This window comes from Novipirellula herctigrandis (assembly GCA_007859835.1).
Lineage (GTDB): Bacteria > Planctomycetota > Planctomycetia > Pirellulales > Pirellulaceae > Novipirellula_A > Novipirellula_A herctigrandis.
Genome location: SJPJ01000001.1, coordinates 2613658 through 2632359 on the forward strand (window position 1 = coordinate 2613658; position 18702 = coordinate 2632359).

Below are 18702 nucleotides of genomic sequence, written 5' to 3' on the forward strand. Positions count from 1 at the left end.
ATGCCGCTCGTTGTTTGTTCGAATCCAATCGACGCGATGCCTGTTGGGTCTTACCATAGAGTAAATGCTCCTGACTGAAACTACGCAAATCATGGATTTTCCTTTGATCGATCGCTTGACGCCGGCAGTCCGCTATCGGTTGCTGATTTTACTTGTCCTATTCGCCCTAGCACCTGCAAGTCGATGCTTCGCCCAAAGCGGCGGACTAGGCAATTTCGGCACGCTCGGTGGCTTCGAACCGCGCGGACAGTACCCGTCGCAAGAATACTTTGCCGCACTTGAAATCTATCGCGATGGCGACTTGGAAGACGCGACCGAAGCATTTGAGATCGCCTTGCGCCGCACGCGCCGCGATATCAACGGGCGTTGGATCGATGCGATTCCCGTCTACGCGATGCTAGGCGAGTGCTATTGGCATCTCGGTGCTTTGCCAAAGGTCCGTGAAAATGTTGACATGGCGTTGCAGCTAGCGATTCGACATCGCGGATGGCAAACTCGCGTCGATTGGGACTCGGCCATTCGCCAAGGTGTCCAACGTTCGCCCCAGCAATGGTTGTGGCCCGAAGCGGCTGCCATCAATCGCATCGTCACCGCAGATCGTTTGAAGATGAGTTCGGGTGAGCGTTTGACAGAACAATCGATCGCACGGGGCGGTGCAATCGAAGAGTTTAACATCAAGACCTTGGACGTTATCGAAATCATGCGAGGACTCGCGATCGCATGTTACCGAAAACGCATCTTAATGGGCCCGCTTGCTCAAACCGATCCGCTTGCATCCGAAATGGCCGAAGCGATCAAGACAGGCGGTATCCCTCAACCGATCGCTCGTTCGTTGCTTGGGTGTGTTCGCGCATCGACACGGTTCAGCAACAAAGACGACAAACGTGCTTTAGATGACACCGTCAAATACGGCACACTCGGCGGTGGCGTTCATCCACTCACGCCGATTGCGTTACTCTTACAAGCATCGGCGTTAGCTGAATCGGATCGAGCCGACGGGATGCTCGCCGGAGCTCTCGCGACGGTTCACGCATCGGGCGCCATGGAACAACCTGAGTGGATTGGCGAGGCGTTGCAGTTGGCTGCCGGAATCGCATCCGAAAAGGAAGCCGTTGCTGTCCGAGTCACAGCCGAACGCGTCGGGACGGCGTTGGCACGCAAATCACGCTTAGCCGCAGTCCATAGTTTTGTCGCCGGCGCCGATGCCGCGATTACCGCCGGTGACTTGGATGGCGCGACCATGTTAATCGGTCAAGCGAAATCATTCGCCGATCGTCGCGATGTCTTACAGCCTCGGATCAGTGCTTATGGCGGCTACGTCGCCGCACGGCTCGCTGCCGCTCGCGGAGATGCTTTTGGCTTTGGCAAATCCACCACAGTGGATCAAGCATATGCTTCGATGCAGTCGTTTGCTTTCGAAAACAACATCAACAAACGCAAATTTGTTTCGATGCCGAGCCTTTACCAAATGAACTTGATTGGGCAAGCGGTTGGATCGCGAATCGGGACTTCCTCAAGTGACGAGTTCTTGGAATACTACAGTAGCAATCCACCGCAATCGCTTTGGCGACGAGATCCAGTCGACGCGTTGGCGTTTTCGACAATCGATCGATCGGCAGCATTGAACGCTAGGTTAGCCATTGCCGGTGCGTCGACCGACGGCTCCAAAGTGCTCGCCCGCAGCGACGCGTTGCTCGCCGGACGATTCTCGCAAACGCTTCCGATGGCTGGACGTATCGCCAGTGCCCGACATTTGGCTCGAAGCGAACAAGACGCCTTGCCCGCTGATGCCGTAGCACTTCGAGGAAAGGGTATTCCAGCGATCAATCGTCTTCGCCAAAGCGTTCTCGATTCACGCGTCCCCGCCGGTGCGGAGTTCGACCGCGATGCTTTGACAAAAGCGGGAATCGTTCAAGAATCGCTCGCCAGTACGATTGCGTTGAGCCGGTTGTCGCTGCCGCAACTTACGCCCCCGCGACTGGATCCGAAAGCTCCAGCCGAAAAATTGCCCGCTGGTACGGCAATGGTCACGTTTGCCGTTTCAAACAATCGCATCTATACCACCTTCACCTTCGACGGAAATACCAATGCGTGGATATCCCCGATCGGACGTTTACCTGCGGGCATTACATCGGTTTTGAGATCGATTGGTGTCGGAAAGAGTCGCGGTGGAAAGTTGCCCGAAGATGATTCATGGCGCAAAGATGCCGCGACCATCATGCGTCTTCTGTTTCCGGAACCAAGTTCGTTCCACGACGCACCGTTTGATTCGCTGATCATCGTACCCGATGGACCGCTTTGGTATTTGCCCTTTGAACTGTTGCCAATCGATGAGACATCGCCAGCCTTGCTTGGCGAAAAGTTTCAAATCCGCTATGCCGCCACACCGGGCTTGGCCCTGCAATGGGCCGCAGCAGCGTCGGAAAACCAAACCGTCGGGTTGGTCGCCAGCCGGTTCTTCGCACCGCGAGAATTGGATATCAATCAATCGATTGCGCAATCGATCGTCGACGCTACCGAGGGATCCGTGATGCTACCGACGGGTGAACCAACAGTACCATCACCGTATTTAGGAACAGCCGTTGAGCATTTGATCGTAGCGGCGCCGGTAATCATGGATATCAAGGTCCCATTCGCAATGAACATCGTGCCGTACGATAAAGCCAATTCAGGCGCAACGCTTGGCGGATGGATGCGATTCCCGTCTCAGGTTCCCCGATCCGTCTCGTTGGCTGGTTTCCGTTCGCTTGCCGAATCAGGACGATTGGGGGACGGACGCGAACTATTTCTGACGCTCGCGGCACTGCAAACCGCAGGAGTGCGAGATGTGCTGATCAGTCGATGGGCAGTCGGCGGTGAATCGACGGCGATTGCACTGCGAGACTTTGCCCAAGAGCTACCGTTTTCAGGAATGGCACAAGCATGGACCCGAGCAAAGATGGTACTCCGACGCAGCGACTTGGTTCCCGACGCCGAGCCTTTGCTGGCCAATGCGGACGAAGATCGCGAAATATTGACTGGCGAAGAACCCCTGTTCTGGTCCGGCTATCTACTTGCCTCACCGGTGGAAACCAGCCCTTGATGATCAACCATCTGACAATTCTGGAAATACCGATTCATCCAAATCCATCCGGCTAATGATCGATCGAAGCCGGATTTGAAAATCGCTTTTGAAATTAGCGACTTGCTGTTCACTCAATCCAGTCTTTTCGGCTACCTCTTTATTGCCCAACCCGACGACGTACAGCAATTCTACGGATCGTAGTTTGCTCCAACTATTCGTTTTTTTCCACCGGTCGATTTGATCCGCAATCGCGCTACGGATCGCTTCACGCTCGATTTGCTTACGCTCAACACTGCGGGCAATCGAACTTGCCATTCGGTCATGCCCCACCCAATCGGTGTCGCCCGCATGACTCGAACCGCGACGGTGCATCTGCATCGTCGGACGACGCCCTTCACGGCGCAGATGGTCCGTTAACTTGTAGGCACAAATCGAAAACAGATAACTCTCCAATCGCTTTGTTCCGTCATAATTTGGCAAACTGATCAAAAAGCCGACGAAAGCATCTTGGACAATATCCTCGCTCGCCGCACGGTCACGAATCCGGCTATTCACAAACGCTAACAACCGGCCTTCATAGCGATCAATCAATGCTTGCCATGCATCGCCATCGCCTTGGCGAATACGGTCAATCAGTTCGGCGTCGATATTGGGAGAATCCGTCATATAGTGAATACTAACGGACTAGCGAATCAGGGCAAGCGTCCTGAGTAACAAACCAACGTGTTGGGCGAATCAATTGGGAGGGGTATTCGTTTGGACGTTGGTTCTCCGAAAACACGTTGGCAAGCGCTGTTTTTTTAGAATCGCCCGCTACCAAAAACCAAATCTCCTTTCCGGAGTTGATTGCCGGTGCCGTCAACGTGTAGCGGAAGGCATCAAATTTTTCGACCCAATTCTCGACGAACCACCGCGACGATTCATCGATCGCCTTTGTCCTCGGAAATAGCGATGCGGTATGCGCGTCGTCGCCCATTCCGAGTAACACCAAATCCCAAGCAGGCATCGGTTGATCGGAAAAATGCTCTCGCAGCGTCCGCTCGTATGCGAGGGCTGCCGATGCAGGATCATCCACGTTCACGGGCACGTTATGAATATTCGCCTGCGGCACCTTCCGTTTGTCAAGAATCGCTTCACGGACCATCTTAAAATTGCTATCCGGCGAATCCGAAGGAACATTGCGTTCATCCCCCCAGAACCAATGAATGCGAGTCCAATCGAGATCGCGTTGGGCGATCATTTCATACAACCGCTTCGGCGTCGAACCGCCCGATAGCGAAACACGAAAAAGACCGTTTGACGCAATACATTGATTCGCCAAATCGCAAAACGCGTCAGTTGCGGCTTGGTGCAGGTCCGTGAGTTGGATATAGGGTTTCATCATGGTTGAGAAAGATTGATCAAGGTTGTTCTCACTGCCACGCTCGCCGCAGCGTGATTTTTCGGCACTGGACGCCGCGACGCGGAAGCCACCGCAACGGCAAGTTTTTAATGGATGATCGGCTCAGAACGATTCTGCTTCACCGGGGAAGCTACCCTCGGCGATTGCTTCGCGATACTTGGTTGCCGTTTCACGAAGTGTCACCGTAACATCCGCCATCTTGCGGACAAACTTTGGCGAGTAACCCGACGTCAATCCGACGAGATCGTTGGTTACCAACACTTGTCCGGTCGTGGAAGGCCCCGCCCCGATTCCAATCGTTGGTACCTTAACCGCTTCGGTGATCGCCATGCCAACTTCGACCGAAACACATTCGACTAGAACCGCAAACGCGCCCGCTTTCTCGGCGGCAACGGCATCCGCGACCAAGGTTTCCACTTCACGTTTCACTCGGTAGCCTCCTTCGACGTGGACGTTCTGTGGCCGAAGTCCCACGTGAGCCATCACGGGAATCCCTGCTGTGACCATCGTTTCGATCCGCTCGGCTTGCTCGGCACCTCCTTCGAGTTTCACCGCGTGGCAGTTCGTTTCTTTCAGCACGCGAGCACCACATTCGACACTACGAAGAATCGACAATTGGCCTTCGGGGAATGGCAAATCGACCACAACCATGGCGCGCCGAGCGGCGCGGCCAACCATTTCGGCATGATATAACATTTGATCCATCGTCACCGAAAGCGTCGTTTCATGGCCTTGGACCACCATTGCCAACGAATCGCCGACTAGCAGAATGTCGATACCCGCTTCGTCCAAAATGGCTGCCGTGGGATAGTCGTAAGCTGTCAACATCGAGATCGTTTTGCCACGATCTCGGATCTTTTGAAGTGTCCGCGTGGTTACCCGCGAGATCGGCTTGGGTGGTTTCGGCGCAGATGGTTCTGGCTCAGATGGTTTCGGCTTGGAGGGCACAGGGTCACTCATCAGTGCAAGTTTCGTTCGATTTTCGCAGCTTAGGGAGGCTCACAAGCATTCAAGCTAACCGTACAATTAAGATTATCCAAGCCGGGCAAACCTATCCAAGTTGGAAACACCAAAATGTGCAAATGCTTTTCATCGCCGATGCAACCGATATTTGTGTGTCTTCTCACCCTCTTTATCGCCGCCCCATCCTTCGCTCAGACGCAGCAAACCGGCGCGAACATGGTGACCAACATCAAAGGAAAACTCAAAAGCTTTCAACCGGGCGTATTGACCGTTACGAAGGACGACGGGACCGATGTCATGGTGCAACTTCCCGATGAATTACCTGCCTTCGTTTTTTCAGCCGAAGCCAAACCTGCATTTATCAGCCGTGGAATGCTAGTTCGTTTCTCGGGAATGTTTGATTTGGCGGGAAACCCACAAGCACCAATTGAAAAAGTGGAAATCATCCAACCGATTCCAACGAAACAATTGCGGGGCAGTCAGCAAGAGGACTTTACACCGGGGGTACATGGTGACCGCCACGCCAAAAACAAACCTCCCAAGCCAATCGCAAATTACAAAATTGTCGGTGTCCCGATGGGAATCATGGGCAACGGAATCATGGCCGTGCAAGCTGGAAAAATGCTAGTACGTGCCCAATTGGCCGAGAACGTGAAATTCCGAATCCGGTTCAACAACTTGTCCTTAGCGCAACCTGGCGACTCGGTTTCTGTCGCTGGATTCTATCAACCGCCGGATGAAACAAACGTGAAAGCCGAACGAATCACGATCACAACCCAACGGGTGTATGGTGACCCCAATTCCATCGATGCCAAGCCGGAGCGAAAATCGCCACGTGATCGCAAAGAAAAAGCAGAGTAGGATCGCAAAGAAAAAGCAGAATAAAAGGACAAAGAATCCGAAGCGGCCAGCACAGAGTGAACCGAGCAAACCGACACTGACGTATTCATAAATCGAAATAGCAAACACACGCAATGTTAACACGTATCGTCGGTGGCCATCGAATCGACCCTGCCTCGGATCTCGATTCGGTTGGCGATTTGTGGATTAATGACGATCGAATCACGGATTCGCCCCTTGGCAAAATCCCGGATCACACGATTGATGCCACAACTTGCATCGTCATGGCCGGGGGCATCGATTTGCACACCCACATCGGTGGTGGGAAATTGACGCTAGCTCGAATGCTGCTGCAAGACCAATTCCCACGCGACAGCGAAGCGTTGTGCCCGTTTCTACCAGCAGCCGGTGTTGTCGGCAGTCGCTATCTCGATATGGGATACACGACTTGCTTTGAACCGGCCGTGATCCCTTGCAACGCACGCGCCGCACATGCTGAAATGGCAGACGTCGCGGGCATCGACACGGGTGGATATTGTTTGATCGGTAACGATGACTTGCTACTGAGTTTGCTGGCCAAAAACTCACCCCAATTGATCATTAACGACTACGTCGCCTTCATGGTCGCCGCAACCAAGTGCATTGCCGTAAAGGTCGTCAACCCCGGTGGCATCAGTGCGTTTAAATTCAATGCACGATCCTTCGACGTCGACACGCCGCATCCAAAGTACGGTGTAACTCCGTCGACGATCATCCGCCGTTTATGTCGTGCGGTCCATGAAATCGGCTTGGCTCATCCACTACACATTCACTGCAGCAATTTGGGGGTCCCTGGGAACATCGCATCGACAATTGCAACGATCGAAGCAGCCGACGGCTTGCCAATTCATCTAACACACGCCCAATTCCACTGCTACGGAAACGAGGGGCCGAACCAAATGTCATCGGCGGCTTCACAATTGGTCGCAGCCATGGAGAAGCACCCCAATGTCACGATCGACGTGGGCCAGGTCATGTTTGGCCAAACCACGACAATCAGTGCCGATTCGATGCACCAATTTGCGAACACACGTTATGCCAAACCTCGTAAATCAGCATTGCTGGATATCGAATGCGAAGCGGGTTGTGGTGTGGTGCCATTTCGCTACCGACGACGTCAATTTGTGCACTCGCTGCAGTGGGCCATCGGATTAGAATTGTTCCTAATGGTCAAAGATCCGAACCGCGTCTTCCTGACGACCGACCACCCTAACGGAGCACCGTTTACGACCTATCCGCATTTGATCCGTTTACTCTGTGACCGCTCGTTTCGCGAAACGGCGTTGGCGGAAATCCATCCTGAAGCCCGGGCGGCTAGCCAACTCGCAGGGATGGATCGCGAGTACACGCTCAGCGAAATTGCGACGATGACTCGATCCGCACCCGCCAACATCCTTGGCTTGACTGATCTTGGGCGGCTTTCCAGTGGTGCCACTGCGGACGTGGTCGTTTATGAGAATCATAAAAATGTCGAAAGCATGTTCGCAACGCCGAAATACGTGATCAAACATGGCCAAACGGTGCGTGGTCCTGGTGCGGTTGATGTGAAAACTCTGGGATCCGTAACTCATACCGCAGACGTTTCTTTCGATCCTAACTCGGTCAAACTGCTAGCGGCTCGCTACCGTGAATTTGGAGCAATGGAATTGGAACGTCTGGTCATTAGTGATGATGAGATGGAAGGCGTTCTAGGGAGTCTGCCACAAAAACAAGCTGCAGTTCGATCGCGAGGCAACTTGGCATGAGCGATTCGGTCACGATCAACGGAGTCCAAATTGAGCCAACTTATGCCGAAGCGTTTGACATGAAGGCGACTCGGCTTGTCGTTACTGCGGACGACCAACAATGGGTGAATGATGCGGTTGCCGCGATGACGGGATTTGGCACCAGCGTGATCGCATGCGGGATCGAAATCGCTATGGAACAACCGCTCGAGCCTGAGCGAACGCCTGACGGTCGACCGGGAGCGGCGATTCTCGCATTTGCGGTTTCTAGCAAAGAGATGGAAAAGCAAATCACACGTCGCGCCGGCCAGTGTGTCCTAACGTGCCCCACGTCGGCCCTTTACGCTGGCATCGCTGCAACGACGCCCAAGTCGCAGCAGCGGATTCCGATTGGAAAGGCTCTTCGTTATTTTGGGGATGGCCACCAAATCAGCAAAGTGATCCAGGGCAGGCGTTTTTGGCGAATTCCGGTCATGGATGGCGAATTTGTTTGCGACCATGACGTTGCTCAAGTGGATGGGATCGGTGGCGGAAATATTATCCTGCTAGGTCAGAACGTCGATTCAGTCACCCGAGGCTGCCGCGCGGCTGTTAAAGCGATGCGAAACGTCCCTAGTGTGATCATGCCATTCCCAGGCGGTGTGACGCGAAGCGGTTCCAAAGTAGGTTCAAAATACGCCACACTCTTTGCATCGACCAATGACGCGTATTGCCCAACGCTACGTGAAACCAGTCCCGCCTCGCTTCTACGCGACGCTGAGACGGTGGCAATGGAAATTGTCATCGACGGCTTGTCCGATGCTGCGATTCGTGACGCCATGCGAGCAGGCATTTTTGCAGCATGCCAAAGCAACGAAGATGGCACACTGAGGCGCATCACCGCAGGAAATTTTGGTGGAAATTTGGGAAGACACCACTATCATTTGATCGAGGTGATTGGATGAATGGATGGACGTTTGAACTGAAACCGAAAGTCGAAAAGGATGTCGATGCATCACCAATCCATTTGGACACTTTCAAGGGCAAAGCGATTGATGAAGTGAGGGCGATTCCACTGTCGATTGGCAAAGAAATTTGCTCGATAGGTGACCTGTTCTTGGTCAAGAAATCGAACCAGAATAATACGATCCGGCTCGAGGGCGACCTTTCCCACTTTCATCACATTGCATCGGCACAGCAACGCGGCCAGACAATCGTATGTGGCGATGTCGGTGATTATTTGGCAGCACCAACGGGTGCTCGACGAGCGGGCATGTCGGGCGGCCGGCTAATCGTCAGCGGATCCGCGGGCGACGCCGTGGGCCATCGAATGCGTCGGGGTGAAATCGCAATCAACGGATCGGTAGGCAATCTCTTAGCTGCACACATGGTCGCCGGTACGATCATCGTAGCGGGCGAGGTTGGAAGAAACTGCGGCTATGCGATGCGTCGGGGCACGCTGTGCCTATCGAAGCTTCCCGATTTGTGCCCTAAACGGTTTGGCAAGCCCACCCAATTTCAAACGGCTTTCTTTTCGCTGATGCAAAAACAATGGCAGGAAGAATTGCAGACGCTCGGTAGCGTTGGAGTCGACCTCAGCGAGATTACCAGATTACTCGACCAGATTAGGGAAACCCACTTTGCGTCGGTTCGCGGTGACTTCGCAGTCGGCGGCCAAGGCGAAATGATTGTGTTGCGATACTAAACACGAATGCCTCGATCGCAACACTTCTATTTGCCAACGCCACAAAACCTCCGGATTGAAACGAGTGCTTTGTCGACAATCCGTTTCGGATTTGCCCGCGACCGTAAAACCGAAACTGGACACAGCATCGAAAATCATGACGAGAACAAAAACATCTCCTAATGCCAATACTAGATCCCAGTGTCCGCTTGGGAATCAGATTCGGTATCGCTTCCCTTATCTGCTGGCTGCTTGCCCGCTGGCCCATCGGCTGGCCCATCGGCTGGCTTGATCGGTTCGGCTAAAGTCGGTTGGCCGGTCTTGTCTGTTGCCGGCAACGAGTCCTCATGATCATTATGCGCACCAGCGTTGGTTTGCGGGTCGGGCTCTGGGGCGGGCAACGTCGATGGTTCGGAATCGTCACGCTCAGTGGGTTGGCTTTGAGTCTGCTTGCTTGGCGTTTGGGCGCTTGGTTGGCTATAAAAACTCGCGGCAGAATCCACACGCAAATGCAATTGGTGACGTGTCTCGGCGAAACCAGCCAAAGTGGAAATCCAACCAAGCTCGGGATTGGAAACGACTCCGTCGTAATTTGCCACCAATGATGCGAGCAGATCGGAAGGAGGAGACCCCGCGTCAACCCAATCCACGATCTTCCGGGGAGCCAAATAGTTCGCCCAACCCTCGCCCTCGTCTCCCATGGCCGCCAAACCATCAACTAATTGGGCCGCCGATCGCGCGAGTGTCGTATCCGAGACGTGAGGATTCATTCCACCTTGAGGATAAATTGGCGGATAAATCGCTTCGCCAGGGACACCGCTACCGTTAACCGGACCGGCCCATTGCGGATAATCCGCAGAGAAATCGGGTCCAGGACGGGGAACGGCCGAAGCGATCACGTCGCCGGAGTAGTTCGGATAGTTGTAATCAGGCGTATTATCGGGATAGTCGTATTCAGGGTAACTGTACCCTGGGACTCGATGCGACGGATCGCCGTAGCTTGGGTAGATCCCATCATCAGAATAGCCATATTCGCGATCGACGTAGTCGCGAGGAATCACCGGTGCAAAACGGTCATAGTACGGCGAATAAGGACCGTAACTGAAGCCGATCCCAGGGCCTGTGAAGGGCGTCGTTGGATAGGGAGTCGGATAAGGAGCTAGAAAGGGGGGTGGAAAGGGAGCACCAAACGGGCCTCGCACTCGCGCAGCCCCCCAAGGAGCGACGTCAACGCCGACAAACGGACCTCGAACCTGGACTCCGCCGAAAGTGCCGATTCGAACCCTTTGAGCCGAGACATCCGACGCAAATGTGCCCAGCAAGCACAATCCCGCGACGGCAAAGCTCGCGGCCTTCAGTGCTGCGGCCTTCAGTGCTGCGGCCTTCAGTGCTGCGGCCTTCAGTGCTGCGGCCTGTTGTGCTGCGGTACGACCAAGTAGTGAAAATACCGAGTGGAGCGAGAGGTTTTGGATCATAGATTTCTTTCCGTTCTGGTCGGAGACGGACGCGATTGAGGGTTCAAAAGGTTCAAACAGGGTAAGGTAGACACACTATTCTAATCGCGCATTCCAATAGAAAACGGTAAGGTTAGGCAGTTTTTCGTAAGCGTTTCTTGGGCTCGGCCGGCCATTCTTTCGCCAGATAGCCTAACGGAGTCGCCCCATCGAGGGCCCAGATCCACTTTTTTGCAGCTTCGCTACGCCGAATCCCACGGAAGCTATTGACAGAATACAGTGGAAACGGATACTTGCCCCTTCTCAATTGCTCCAAGAAACGACGTAGTAAAATCCACAAAACCTTCTATGCCAACGATTAATCAACTCGTCCGCAAGCGACGAAAACTGAAAAAGAGCCAAAGCAAGTCGCCTGTACTTGAGAAATGCCCTCAAAAACAGGGTGTTTGCTTGCAAGTGCGTACGATGACCCCGAAGAAGCCAAACTCGGCGCTGCGGAAGATCTCACGTGTACGTTTGAGCAACGGTAAAGAAGTCACCGTTTATATTCCTGGTGAAGGCCACAACCTTCAAGAGCACTCGATCGTGTTGGTACGCGGTGGCCGTGTTCGCGACTTGCCAGGGGTTCGCTACCAAGTCGTTCGCGGATCTCGCGACGCATTGGGCGTCGAAGGACGCAAACAATCGCGAAGCCGCTACGGTGCGAAGAAATAGTTTTTCGCGAAATTGTCGCGACGATCTTTCGCCTCGGCGTTTCGAGCAATCCATCATTTGATCCATTTCACCGCTTTCGTTGCCAAATCCTATCGTGTCGGTTTGGCCTCGACCCAAAACGGAATAGCCAAAATTAATTATGGGACGTATCACAGCTAGCCGGACTTCCTTGAAAGGGGACCCGAAGCATAATTCGATGCTTGCAGGCAAGTTCATCAATTGCTTGATGCTTGACGGCAAAAAGACCACCGCGCAAAGAGTCTTCTATGACGCGTTGGATGAAATCGGCAAACGGAACTCGGACGATGAGCCGATCAAAATCTTCGAAGATGCCGTTGAGAACATCAAGCCTTACATCGAAGTTCGCAGCAAGCGAGTCGGTGGTGCTAGTTACCAAGTCCCAATGCAAGTCAATCGCACACGTCAACAGAGCTTGGCGATTCGTTGGTTGCTCGCAGCGATCCGGGACAAGAAAGGCCGTCCGATGCATTTGAAGTTGGCTGACGAACTGCTAGCCGCCTACAAGAAGGAAGGCGCGGCTTACACGAAACGCGAAAACACACACCGCATGGCCGATGCGAACAAGGCATTCGCCCACTTCGCTTGGTAGTAAACGCGTCCAAACCAATTCATCGACCGCGATCCGGAGAACCGGGTCGCGGTTTTTCATGCGCGACATTTTGAAGCACGAAACGCACCGCACTTCGTCCATTTGCCGGGTCGCGGTTTTTGCAGTGCGCGTGTAACCTAAACGCTGAATTTCACCCACTCTCTAAAGCCCCCTTTGTTCCGATGGCCACTGATATTTCCAAACTTCGTAACATCGGCATCATCGCGCATATCGATGCTGGGAAGACCACCGTCACCGAGCGAATGCTCTATCTCAGTGGTGCTAAACATCGTGTTGGTCGGGTCGATCATGGCACAACCGACACGGATGATGACCCCGAGGAACAAGAACGAGGGATCACGATTTTTAGTGCTTGTGTCAAATACAACTGGCAACAGTATTCGATCAACTTGCTCGACACCCCCGGCCACGTCGACTTCACCGCAGAAGTCGAACGGTGTCTTCGCGTGCTCGATGGTGCGGTGACCGTCTTTTCCGCGCGCGAAGGGGTCGAAGCTCAAAGTGAAACCGTTTGGCGACAAGCCGACCGATACCGCGTGCCTCGAATTGTCTTTATCAACAAAATGGACCGTGAAGGAGCCGACTTTGAAACGGTCTTTAACGACATCGCTCCTCGGCTTGGCGGTCGCCCGGTCGCGGTCGAGTTACCGGTGGGACAAGGTCCACCGCACACCAGCAATCCGTTTCGCGGAGTGATCGATTTGGTCGATATGAAGTTGCTGGAGTTCGACCCGGAAACCGAAGGCAAACAGATCACTGAAACAGAAATTCCGGATGACCTGATCGACGAAGCAACGCTATGGCGCGAACAGATGCTCGAAGCGGTTTACGAGCTCAGCGATGAAGCAATGCAATTGGCGATGGAAGAAAAGCCAGTGCCAAAAGAGATGATCATTGCGGCACTTCGCAAAGGTTGTATCGATATGACAGTCCAACCCGTGCTGTGCGGATCGGCGCTGCATGGGATTGGCGTGCAGCCGTTAATGACGGCTGTTGGCAACTTTTTGCCAAGTCCGCTCGATATCCCGCCCGTCGAAGGAGTCGACCCTAAAAAGCAGGACAAGAAGCTGGTTCGCAAACCCGATGTGAACGAACCGTTTTGCGGATTGGTATTCAAAATTTTGCCCGCCAAGACAGGCGACAATTATTGGGTACGCGTCTATAGCGGTGTCCTCAAACAAAATTCGCGTGTCCAGTGCCCCAACCGCGAAAAGAAAGAAAACGTCGCCCAATTGTGGCAAATTCACGCCACCAAAAAGGATCGTGATGGACAAATTGATGCGGTGGGCGCGGGCGACATCTGTTGCCTGATTGGGCCTCGGTTTGCCATCACTGGTGACACGCTTTGTGATACAAAAGCACCGATCGAGCTACCCAGCATCAAGTTTGCCGAAACGGTCTTGTCGATGGCCATCGAACCCGAAAGCACGGCGGATCGCAAAAAGCTAGAAGAGACGCTCGAAATGCTCAAGCGACAAGACCCAACCTTCCAAGCAGTCGAGAATGCGGAACTTGGCCAGATGCTAATTAGCGGCATGGGCGAATTGCACCTTGAGGTGATCCAACATCGCCTGACACGTGACTTTGGTTTGAACGTGAAATTCTATAAGCCGCGTGTTAATTATCGCGAAACGATTGGTGGTGATGCCGAAGTGGTCGGCCAATGCAATCGCCAAATCGGTGCAACGAATATGTTTGCTCGTTTGACGGTCCGCGTCTCGGCTCTCGAAGATCCTTCGGCCCCCGTTTTGGTATTTGACCGATTGCCTCCGGAGTGCCCACTTCAAGGCAACACGCGGGCCGCCGCGATCGAAGAGTTGCGCGAGCGTGCGGGCGGTGGCGGTTTGATCGCCGGGTTCCCCTTATCGGGCGTCAAGATCGAAGCCGTGGATGCAGAGGTCCATGAAGAGGGAAGCGACGAAGTCGCGTTCCGGATCGCGGCCGGGGATGCGTTCGACCGCGGCTTGGAAGCGGCTGGCCCCCTGTTACTTGAACCAGTAATGAAAGTCGAAGTCACCACCCCCGAAGATTACATGGGCGAAATTGTAGGCGATTTACAACAACGACGTGCCATCATCGCAGCAACGGAAACGCGAGGAGCGATGACGGTGATCACTGCTCACGCACCACTAAAAGAGCTGTTCGGCTACAGCAGCGCGGTGCGAAGCCTAAGCCAAGGCCGAGCCGGCAGCAGCATGGAACCCTTCAGCTACCACGCAGCTCCCAAAGAAGACGCCGAAGCGTTTTCGTATTGATGTTCATGCAACTTCACACAGCCAGCACCCGATGACCGAAACGCTTTCTTTTGCCGATGACACGTTGATCCTAATTGATCAAACGCGGCTACCTGCGATATTGGAAACCTTTGAATGCCGGACCGTCGAACAGGTGTTTGACGCCATCTTGCGGTTGGTGGTTCGTGGTGCTCCGGCGATAGGGATTGCCGCAGCCTACGGCGTTTGTTTGGCTCGAGACTCATCCGACAAGCCAAGCCGCGATGCGTACTTGAAAGCCATCGATCGATTGGCCCAAAGCCGTCCAACGGCCGTCAATCTATTCTGGGCTCTCGACCGAATGCGAAACGTCATCGCAAGCACCGATGACGATCAGAGACTACCCGATAGTTTGCTCTGCGAAGCAAAAACGATTCATGACGAGGATCGCGAAATGTGCCGAGCGATTGGCCGAAACGGAGCGAGTCTGTTGGAAAAATCCCAATGCGTTTTGACCCATTGCAACGCAGGCGGCTTAGCGACATCGGTTTGGGGAACGGCATTGGCCCCGATCTATCATTTGTATGAATCAGGCCACACTCTCAAAGTGTTTGCCGATGAAACCCGACCGCTTCTGCAGGGAGCCCGCCTGACCGCATGGGAACTGTCACAAGCGGGAATTCCAGTAACGGTTTTGACCGATTCAATGTCGGGAAGCTTGCTCCGTACCGGCAACGTCGATGCGGTGATCGTCGGTGCGGATCGCATTGCTGCCAATGGAGACGTTGCAAACAAAATCGGAACGTATCCGCTGGCGATCTTGGCCCGCTATCACAATGTACCGTTCTATGTCGCCGCGCCCTCAAGTACGTTTGACCCAAATCTGGCGAGTGGCGATTTGATTCCGATCGAGCAGCGAAGTCGCAGTGAAGTTGCTGAACCGTACGGTGTCACACTCGTCCCGCCGAGTGCCGATGTAATGAACCCTGCGTTCGATGTGACACCAGCAGAATTGGTATCGGCCATTGTGACCGAGCGAGGTGTTGTCGAGCAGCCAAACCACGAAAAGCTAGCAAAGCATTTCGCGTGAAGCAGGAAAGATTTCTGCTTTTCTTAAAAAATTCACTGTCGAGTGACCAGACTTGTCACACGCACCGCTGATACTTCTCTTGTCGAGCCGAGAGTGGCCTTCAACAATGTCTCAAAACGAGACTTGGAGTTCATTTCGGTATCGGGTGACCAACGACAGCGCAAACAGCCCAAGCCTTGGCAACGTATAGAATCAGAACCCAAAAAAACAAATCACCGCTTTTTGCGAAGATTTGTTAATGAAACGATTCAATATCGAACCAAAACAGGCAAAGCGAGACTCATTGGTACAACATTTGCGATTACGGTTAAATTAATTCTTAAGTCAGTTCAAGGAAAACAAGGAAGTAATCAAATGCTAGTATTAAGTCGAAAAGAAGGCGAACAACTACTAATCGGCGACAACATTGTTTTGACGATCAATCGTCTTGCCGGAAATCGTGTCGCGATTGGAATCGATGCTCCAAAAGACGTACGTGTGGTACGAGGAGAATTGCAGCCGAAAGAATCACGGCCGATGCAACCACAGTCGAAACCATTGCAACTGCGAGAGCCCTCAATCGACTACGTTGATACTACCAAGATGGGACGCAGCTTCGCGTCGACGGGCATGGCAGTCATGCACGACTCAAGCGTCTCGGTCGCTAGCCAAGCCGACCGTTGAAGAGGAACCGTCAGCTTTGAATAAACCGCTCTTTTTAAGCGGCACGGCGATAGGCTTCCGATTTCTGACCCCGCATTGGAATCACGTTGATTGACGAGCTAAATTCCCGGATCTCGTCCCAATGAACGCGACGTTGCATTTCAGCGACGACTGATTTTCCTGAAAGCTGGCCAAGTGATTCGATGAACCTATCGGGGCTTGCTAGGTTCCTCATCGCCGAGCGTACTCCATCTCGCAATGCTCTACGATCTTTGGTGATCGACTGACGAATCGCCCACAATCGTTTCCCGCGAGTAAAAGAGGCGACATTCCAAGTTGGCGTGAAACCTTCACAGACCAAATCGCTGCCGTCAGCGCTAACCGACCGCCAACCTGCTTTTTTCAAGGCCAATCCAGCCGCGTAGGAAGCTTCCAGTAGGTTGCTGCCTCGATAGCAATGCATGGCACTTCGCAGCACGTCACTGCGCCAAAATGAGGCGTCGATGAAGACACCGTCTGTCCGCATCGCTTGCGGGCGGTCTACCTCAGTCGTACCTGCACACGACGGGTCACACAAACGACCAGCATGATCGTGCCATCCAAGAGCGACAATTTCACCGTCCCGAGTTTGCCGAACCACGGGCGCAACCGCCGCGACATCTTGGTGCTCGAACTTTTCGAGTGCCGCATCGACCCACTCCGAAGTCGCTTTGAGCCCGTTGGAAATCACGTGAATGAAACGGCCCTTGGCCAATTCGACTCCGGATTCGACCAAACCCGATACCTCCGAAGTGTCACTCACTACAAATCGGACTTCGTCGCTAAGTTCAAAGGGATCATCGTAGCTGCCGTCATGAGCGACAATCACTTCGCAACCACTTGGCCTGTGCTCAAGCACACTAATCAAACTGGTTTCAAAAGCGATCGTGTCCTTACCAACGGGCACTACAATACTAAGCCGAGCAGTGAGAGGAGTCTTTGGCACCGAATCACCTACAAGAAAGAATGCTAGCATCTGTGCGCCAGCTTTCACGGACCGAAACGATAGGGTCGTCGTTCTAAGTACTTTTCGGTAGAAAGACCGTCACAGATGAGATCTTCGCACCAAGTGGCGCGGAAAGATTTGTGGTTTACTCATAGGCGATTCGAATCAACAACCCAATCGGCATATTTTCAGTCGCGCTGTTTCGGATCAGTTGGCCAACATCCTCTCAACCCAATGCCCTCTTTTTTAAAGCGACATATTGATGCACACGCGACAGCTATCAACCGCAGGCCCCCAAATTTCCGAGATTGGCTTTGGTGCATGGGCCATCGGTGGCGGATGGGGCAAACAAGAGGATGCCGAATCGATGCGGGCATTGAACATGGCGATCGACCGTGGAGTCAACTTCATTGATACGGCCCAAGGATACGGCGACGGACATAGTGAACAAATCATCGGTGAAGTACTAAAAAACCGAAGCGAGTCGATTTTTGTTGCCACCAAGACGGCTCCCGCTGAAGGGCCATGGCCACCCAGCCCCTATTGTCGTTGGCAAGACCGCTACTCCGCTGCTTACTTGCGAGCCAACGTTAACGAGAGGCTAAATAACCTTGGCGTCGACCGACTCGATTTGCTTCAACTACACACCTGGACACGAGCCTGGAACGACGACCCTCAGCCATTGATGGTGCTACATCGACTCCGTGACGAAGGAAAAATCAACCTGATCGGCGTCAGCACTCCTGAGCAGGACCAGGACTGCGTCATTCAATTAATGCGAAATGGATTGGTCGATGTTGTTCAGGTGATATTCAATTTATTTAACCAAGAAGCCGCAGCTCAGATACTGCCAGTCGCCGCAGAAACGGGAACGGGCGTGATCGTTCGCGTCTCACTTGACGAAGGGGCGTTGACGGGCAAGTACACCGCCGATCACGTATTCCCCGAAGACGACTTCCGCCACCGCTATTTCGAGGGCGACCGGATGAGACGCACAACAGAGCGAGTCGAAGCGATCCGCCAAGACATCGAGTCGTTCGGTCTTAGCGAAGATTACACGATGGCCGACGTGGCTTTGAAATTCGCATTGGCACGGCCAGAAGTCAGCACCGTCATCGCCGGGATGCGCAACGTGAAACAAGTCGAACAAAACACACGAACGAGTCAATTGCGAGATTTGCCAAGCGAAATGGTCACACACCTACACCGCCACAATTGGCAACGAGGCGTTTGGTATTCGGGGAAATAAAATTCCGCGTAGCGGTACAAAATACGCCA

General features: G+C 53.5%; 16 protein-coding genes. 11 read left to right on the forward strand and 5 right to left on the reverse strand.

Going from position 1 to position 18702, the window contains the following annotated elements:
* The first annotated feature begins 91 nt into the window (after positions 1–91).
* A complete protein-coding gene (locus tag CA13_RS09710) occupies positions 92–3082 on the forward strand; it encodes a hypothetical protein (protein WP_146395895.1) in 2991 nt (996 codons plus the stop codon).
* Between the two features lie 3 nt (positions 3083–3085).
* Here CA13_RS09710 and CA13_RS09715 read toward each other — a convergent pair whose 3' ends face one another.
* The 3 genes from CA13_RS09715 to panB all read right to left on the reverse strand — a co-directional run bounded on the left by CA13_RS09715 (position 3086) and on the right by panB (position 5426).
* Entirely contained in the window at positions 3086–3730 is a 645-nt protein-coding gene (locus CA13_RS09715) for an RNA polymerase sigma factor (protein ID WP_146395897.1), read from the reverse strand.
* 10 nt (positions 3731–3740) lie between these two features.
* Positions 3741–4448, reverse strand: coding sequence for a 6-phosphogluconolactonase (gene pgl / locus CA13_RS09720; protein WP_419194134.1), 708 nt, complete (start codon positions 4446–4448; stop codon positions 3741–3743).
* 120 nt (positions 4449–4568) lie between these two features.
* Positions 4569–5426 (reverse strand): 3-methyl-2-oxobutanoate hydroxymethyltransferase, encoded by an 858-nt coding sequence (gene panB, locus CA13_RS09725; protein WP_146395899.1) that lies wholly within the window; start codon positions 5424–5426, stop codon positions 4569–4571.
* A gap of 114 nt (positions 5427–5540) precedes the next feature.
* Here panB and CA13_RS09730 point away from each other — a divergent pair, with 114 nt between their 5' ends.
* The 4 genes from CA13_RS09730 (at position 5541) to CA13_RS09745 (ending at position 9716) form a co-directional block, all read left to right on the forward strand.
* Positions 5541–6290, forward strand: a complete 750-nt coding sequence (locus CA13_RS09730) for a hypothetical protein (RefSeq protein ID WP_146395901.1) — start codon at positions 5541–5543, stop codon at positions 6288–6290.
* Positions 6291–6403: 113 nt separating this feature from the next.
* Positions 6404–8053 (forward strand): formylmethanofuran dehydrogenase subunit A, encoded by a 1650-nt coding sequence (locus CA13_RS09735; protein WP_146395903.1) that lies wholly within the window; start codon positions 6404–6406, stop codon positions 8051–8053.
* A complete protein-coding gene (gene fhcD, locus CA13_RS09740; RefSeq protein ID WP_419195102.1) occupies positions 8032–8976 on the forward strand; it encodes a formylmethanofuran--tetrahydromethanopterin N-formyltransferase in 945 nt (314 codons plus the stop codon). The genes CA13_RS09735 and fhcD overlap by 22 nt, the downstream gene beginning before the upstream one ends.
* Entirely contained in the window at positions 8973–9716 is a 744-nt protein-coding gene (locus CA13_RS09745; protein WP_146395907.1) for a hypothetical protein, read from the forward strand. The genes fhcD and CA13_RS09745 overlap by 4 nt, the downstream gene beginning before the upstream one ends.
* Positions 9717–9886: 170 nt before the next feature.
* Here the strand turns inward: CA13_RS09745 and CA13_RS09750 are convergent, their stop codons facing one another.
* The gene (locus tag CA13_RS09750; RefSeq protein ID WP_146395909.1) at positions 9887–11170 is read right to left on the reverse strand and encodes a hypothetical protein; all 1284 of its coding nucleotides are present in this window, start codon (positions 11168–11170) and stop codon (positions 9887–9889) included.
* Positions 11171–11497: 327 nt separating this feature from the next.
* Between CA13_RS09750 and rpsL the strand changes: the two genes are divergently transcribed.
* The 5 genes from rpsL to CA13_RS09775 all read left to right on the forward strand — a co-directional run bounded on the left by rpsL (position 11498) and on the right by CA13_RS09775 (position 16460).
* Positions 11498–11863, forward strand: coding sequence for a 30S ribosomal protein S12 (rpsL, locus tag CA13_RS09755; protein ID WP_145420219.1), 366 nt, complete (start codon positions 11498–11500; stop codon positions 11861–11863).
* Between the two features lie 139 nt (positions 11864–12002).
* Positions 12003–12473: a 30S ribosomal protein S7 gene (rpsG, locus tag CA13_RS09760; RefSeq protein ID WP_146395911.1), complete on the forward strand. Its 471-nt coding sequence runs from the start codon at positions 12003–12005 to the stop codon at positions 12471–12473.
* A gap of 182 nt (positions 12474–12655) precedes the next feature.
* Positions 12656–14749, forward strand: a complete 2094-nt coding sequence (fusA, locus tag CA13_RS09765; RefSeq protein ID WP_146395913.1) for an elongation factor G — start codon at positions 12656–12658, stop codon at positions 14747–14749.
* Positions 14750–14780: 31 nt separating this feature from the next.
* Complete coding sequence (mtnA, locus tag CA13_RS09770) at positions 14781–15797, forward strand: S-methyl-5-thioribose-1-phosphate isomerase (RefSeq protein WP_146395915.1); 1017 nt, start codon at positions 14781–14783, stop codon at positions 15795–15797.
* A 354-nt stretch (positions 15798–16151) separates the two neighbouring features.
* On the forward strand, positions 16152–16460 hold the full coding sequence (locus CA13_RS09775) for a carbon storage regulator (protein WP_146395917.1): 309 nt from the start codon (positions 16152–16154) through the stop codon (positions 16458–16460).
* A 34-nt stretch (positions 16461–16494) separates the two neighbouring features.
* Here CA13_RS09775 and CA13_RS09780 read toward each other — a convergent pair whose 3' ends face one another.
* Positions 16495–17424: a glycosyltransferase family A protein gene (locus tag CA13_RS09780; protein ID WP_146395919.1), complete on the reverse strand. Its 930-nt coding sequence runs from the start codon at positions 17422–17424 to the stop codon at positions 16495–16497.
* A gap of 262 nt (positions 17425–17686) precedes the next feature.
* Between CA13_RS09780 and CA13_RS09785 the strand changes: the two genes are divergently transcribed.
* On the forward strand, positions 17687–18673 hold the full coding sequence (locus CA13_RS09785; protein WP_146395921.1) for an aldo/keto reductase: 987 nt from the start codon (positions 17687–17689) through the stop codon (positions 18671–18673).
* Positions 18674–18702 lie beyond the last annotated feature (29 nt).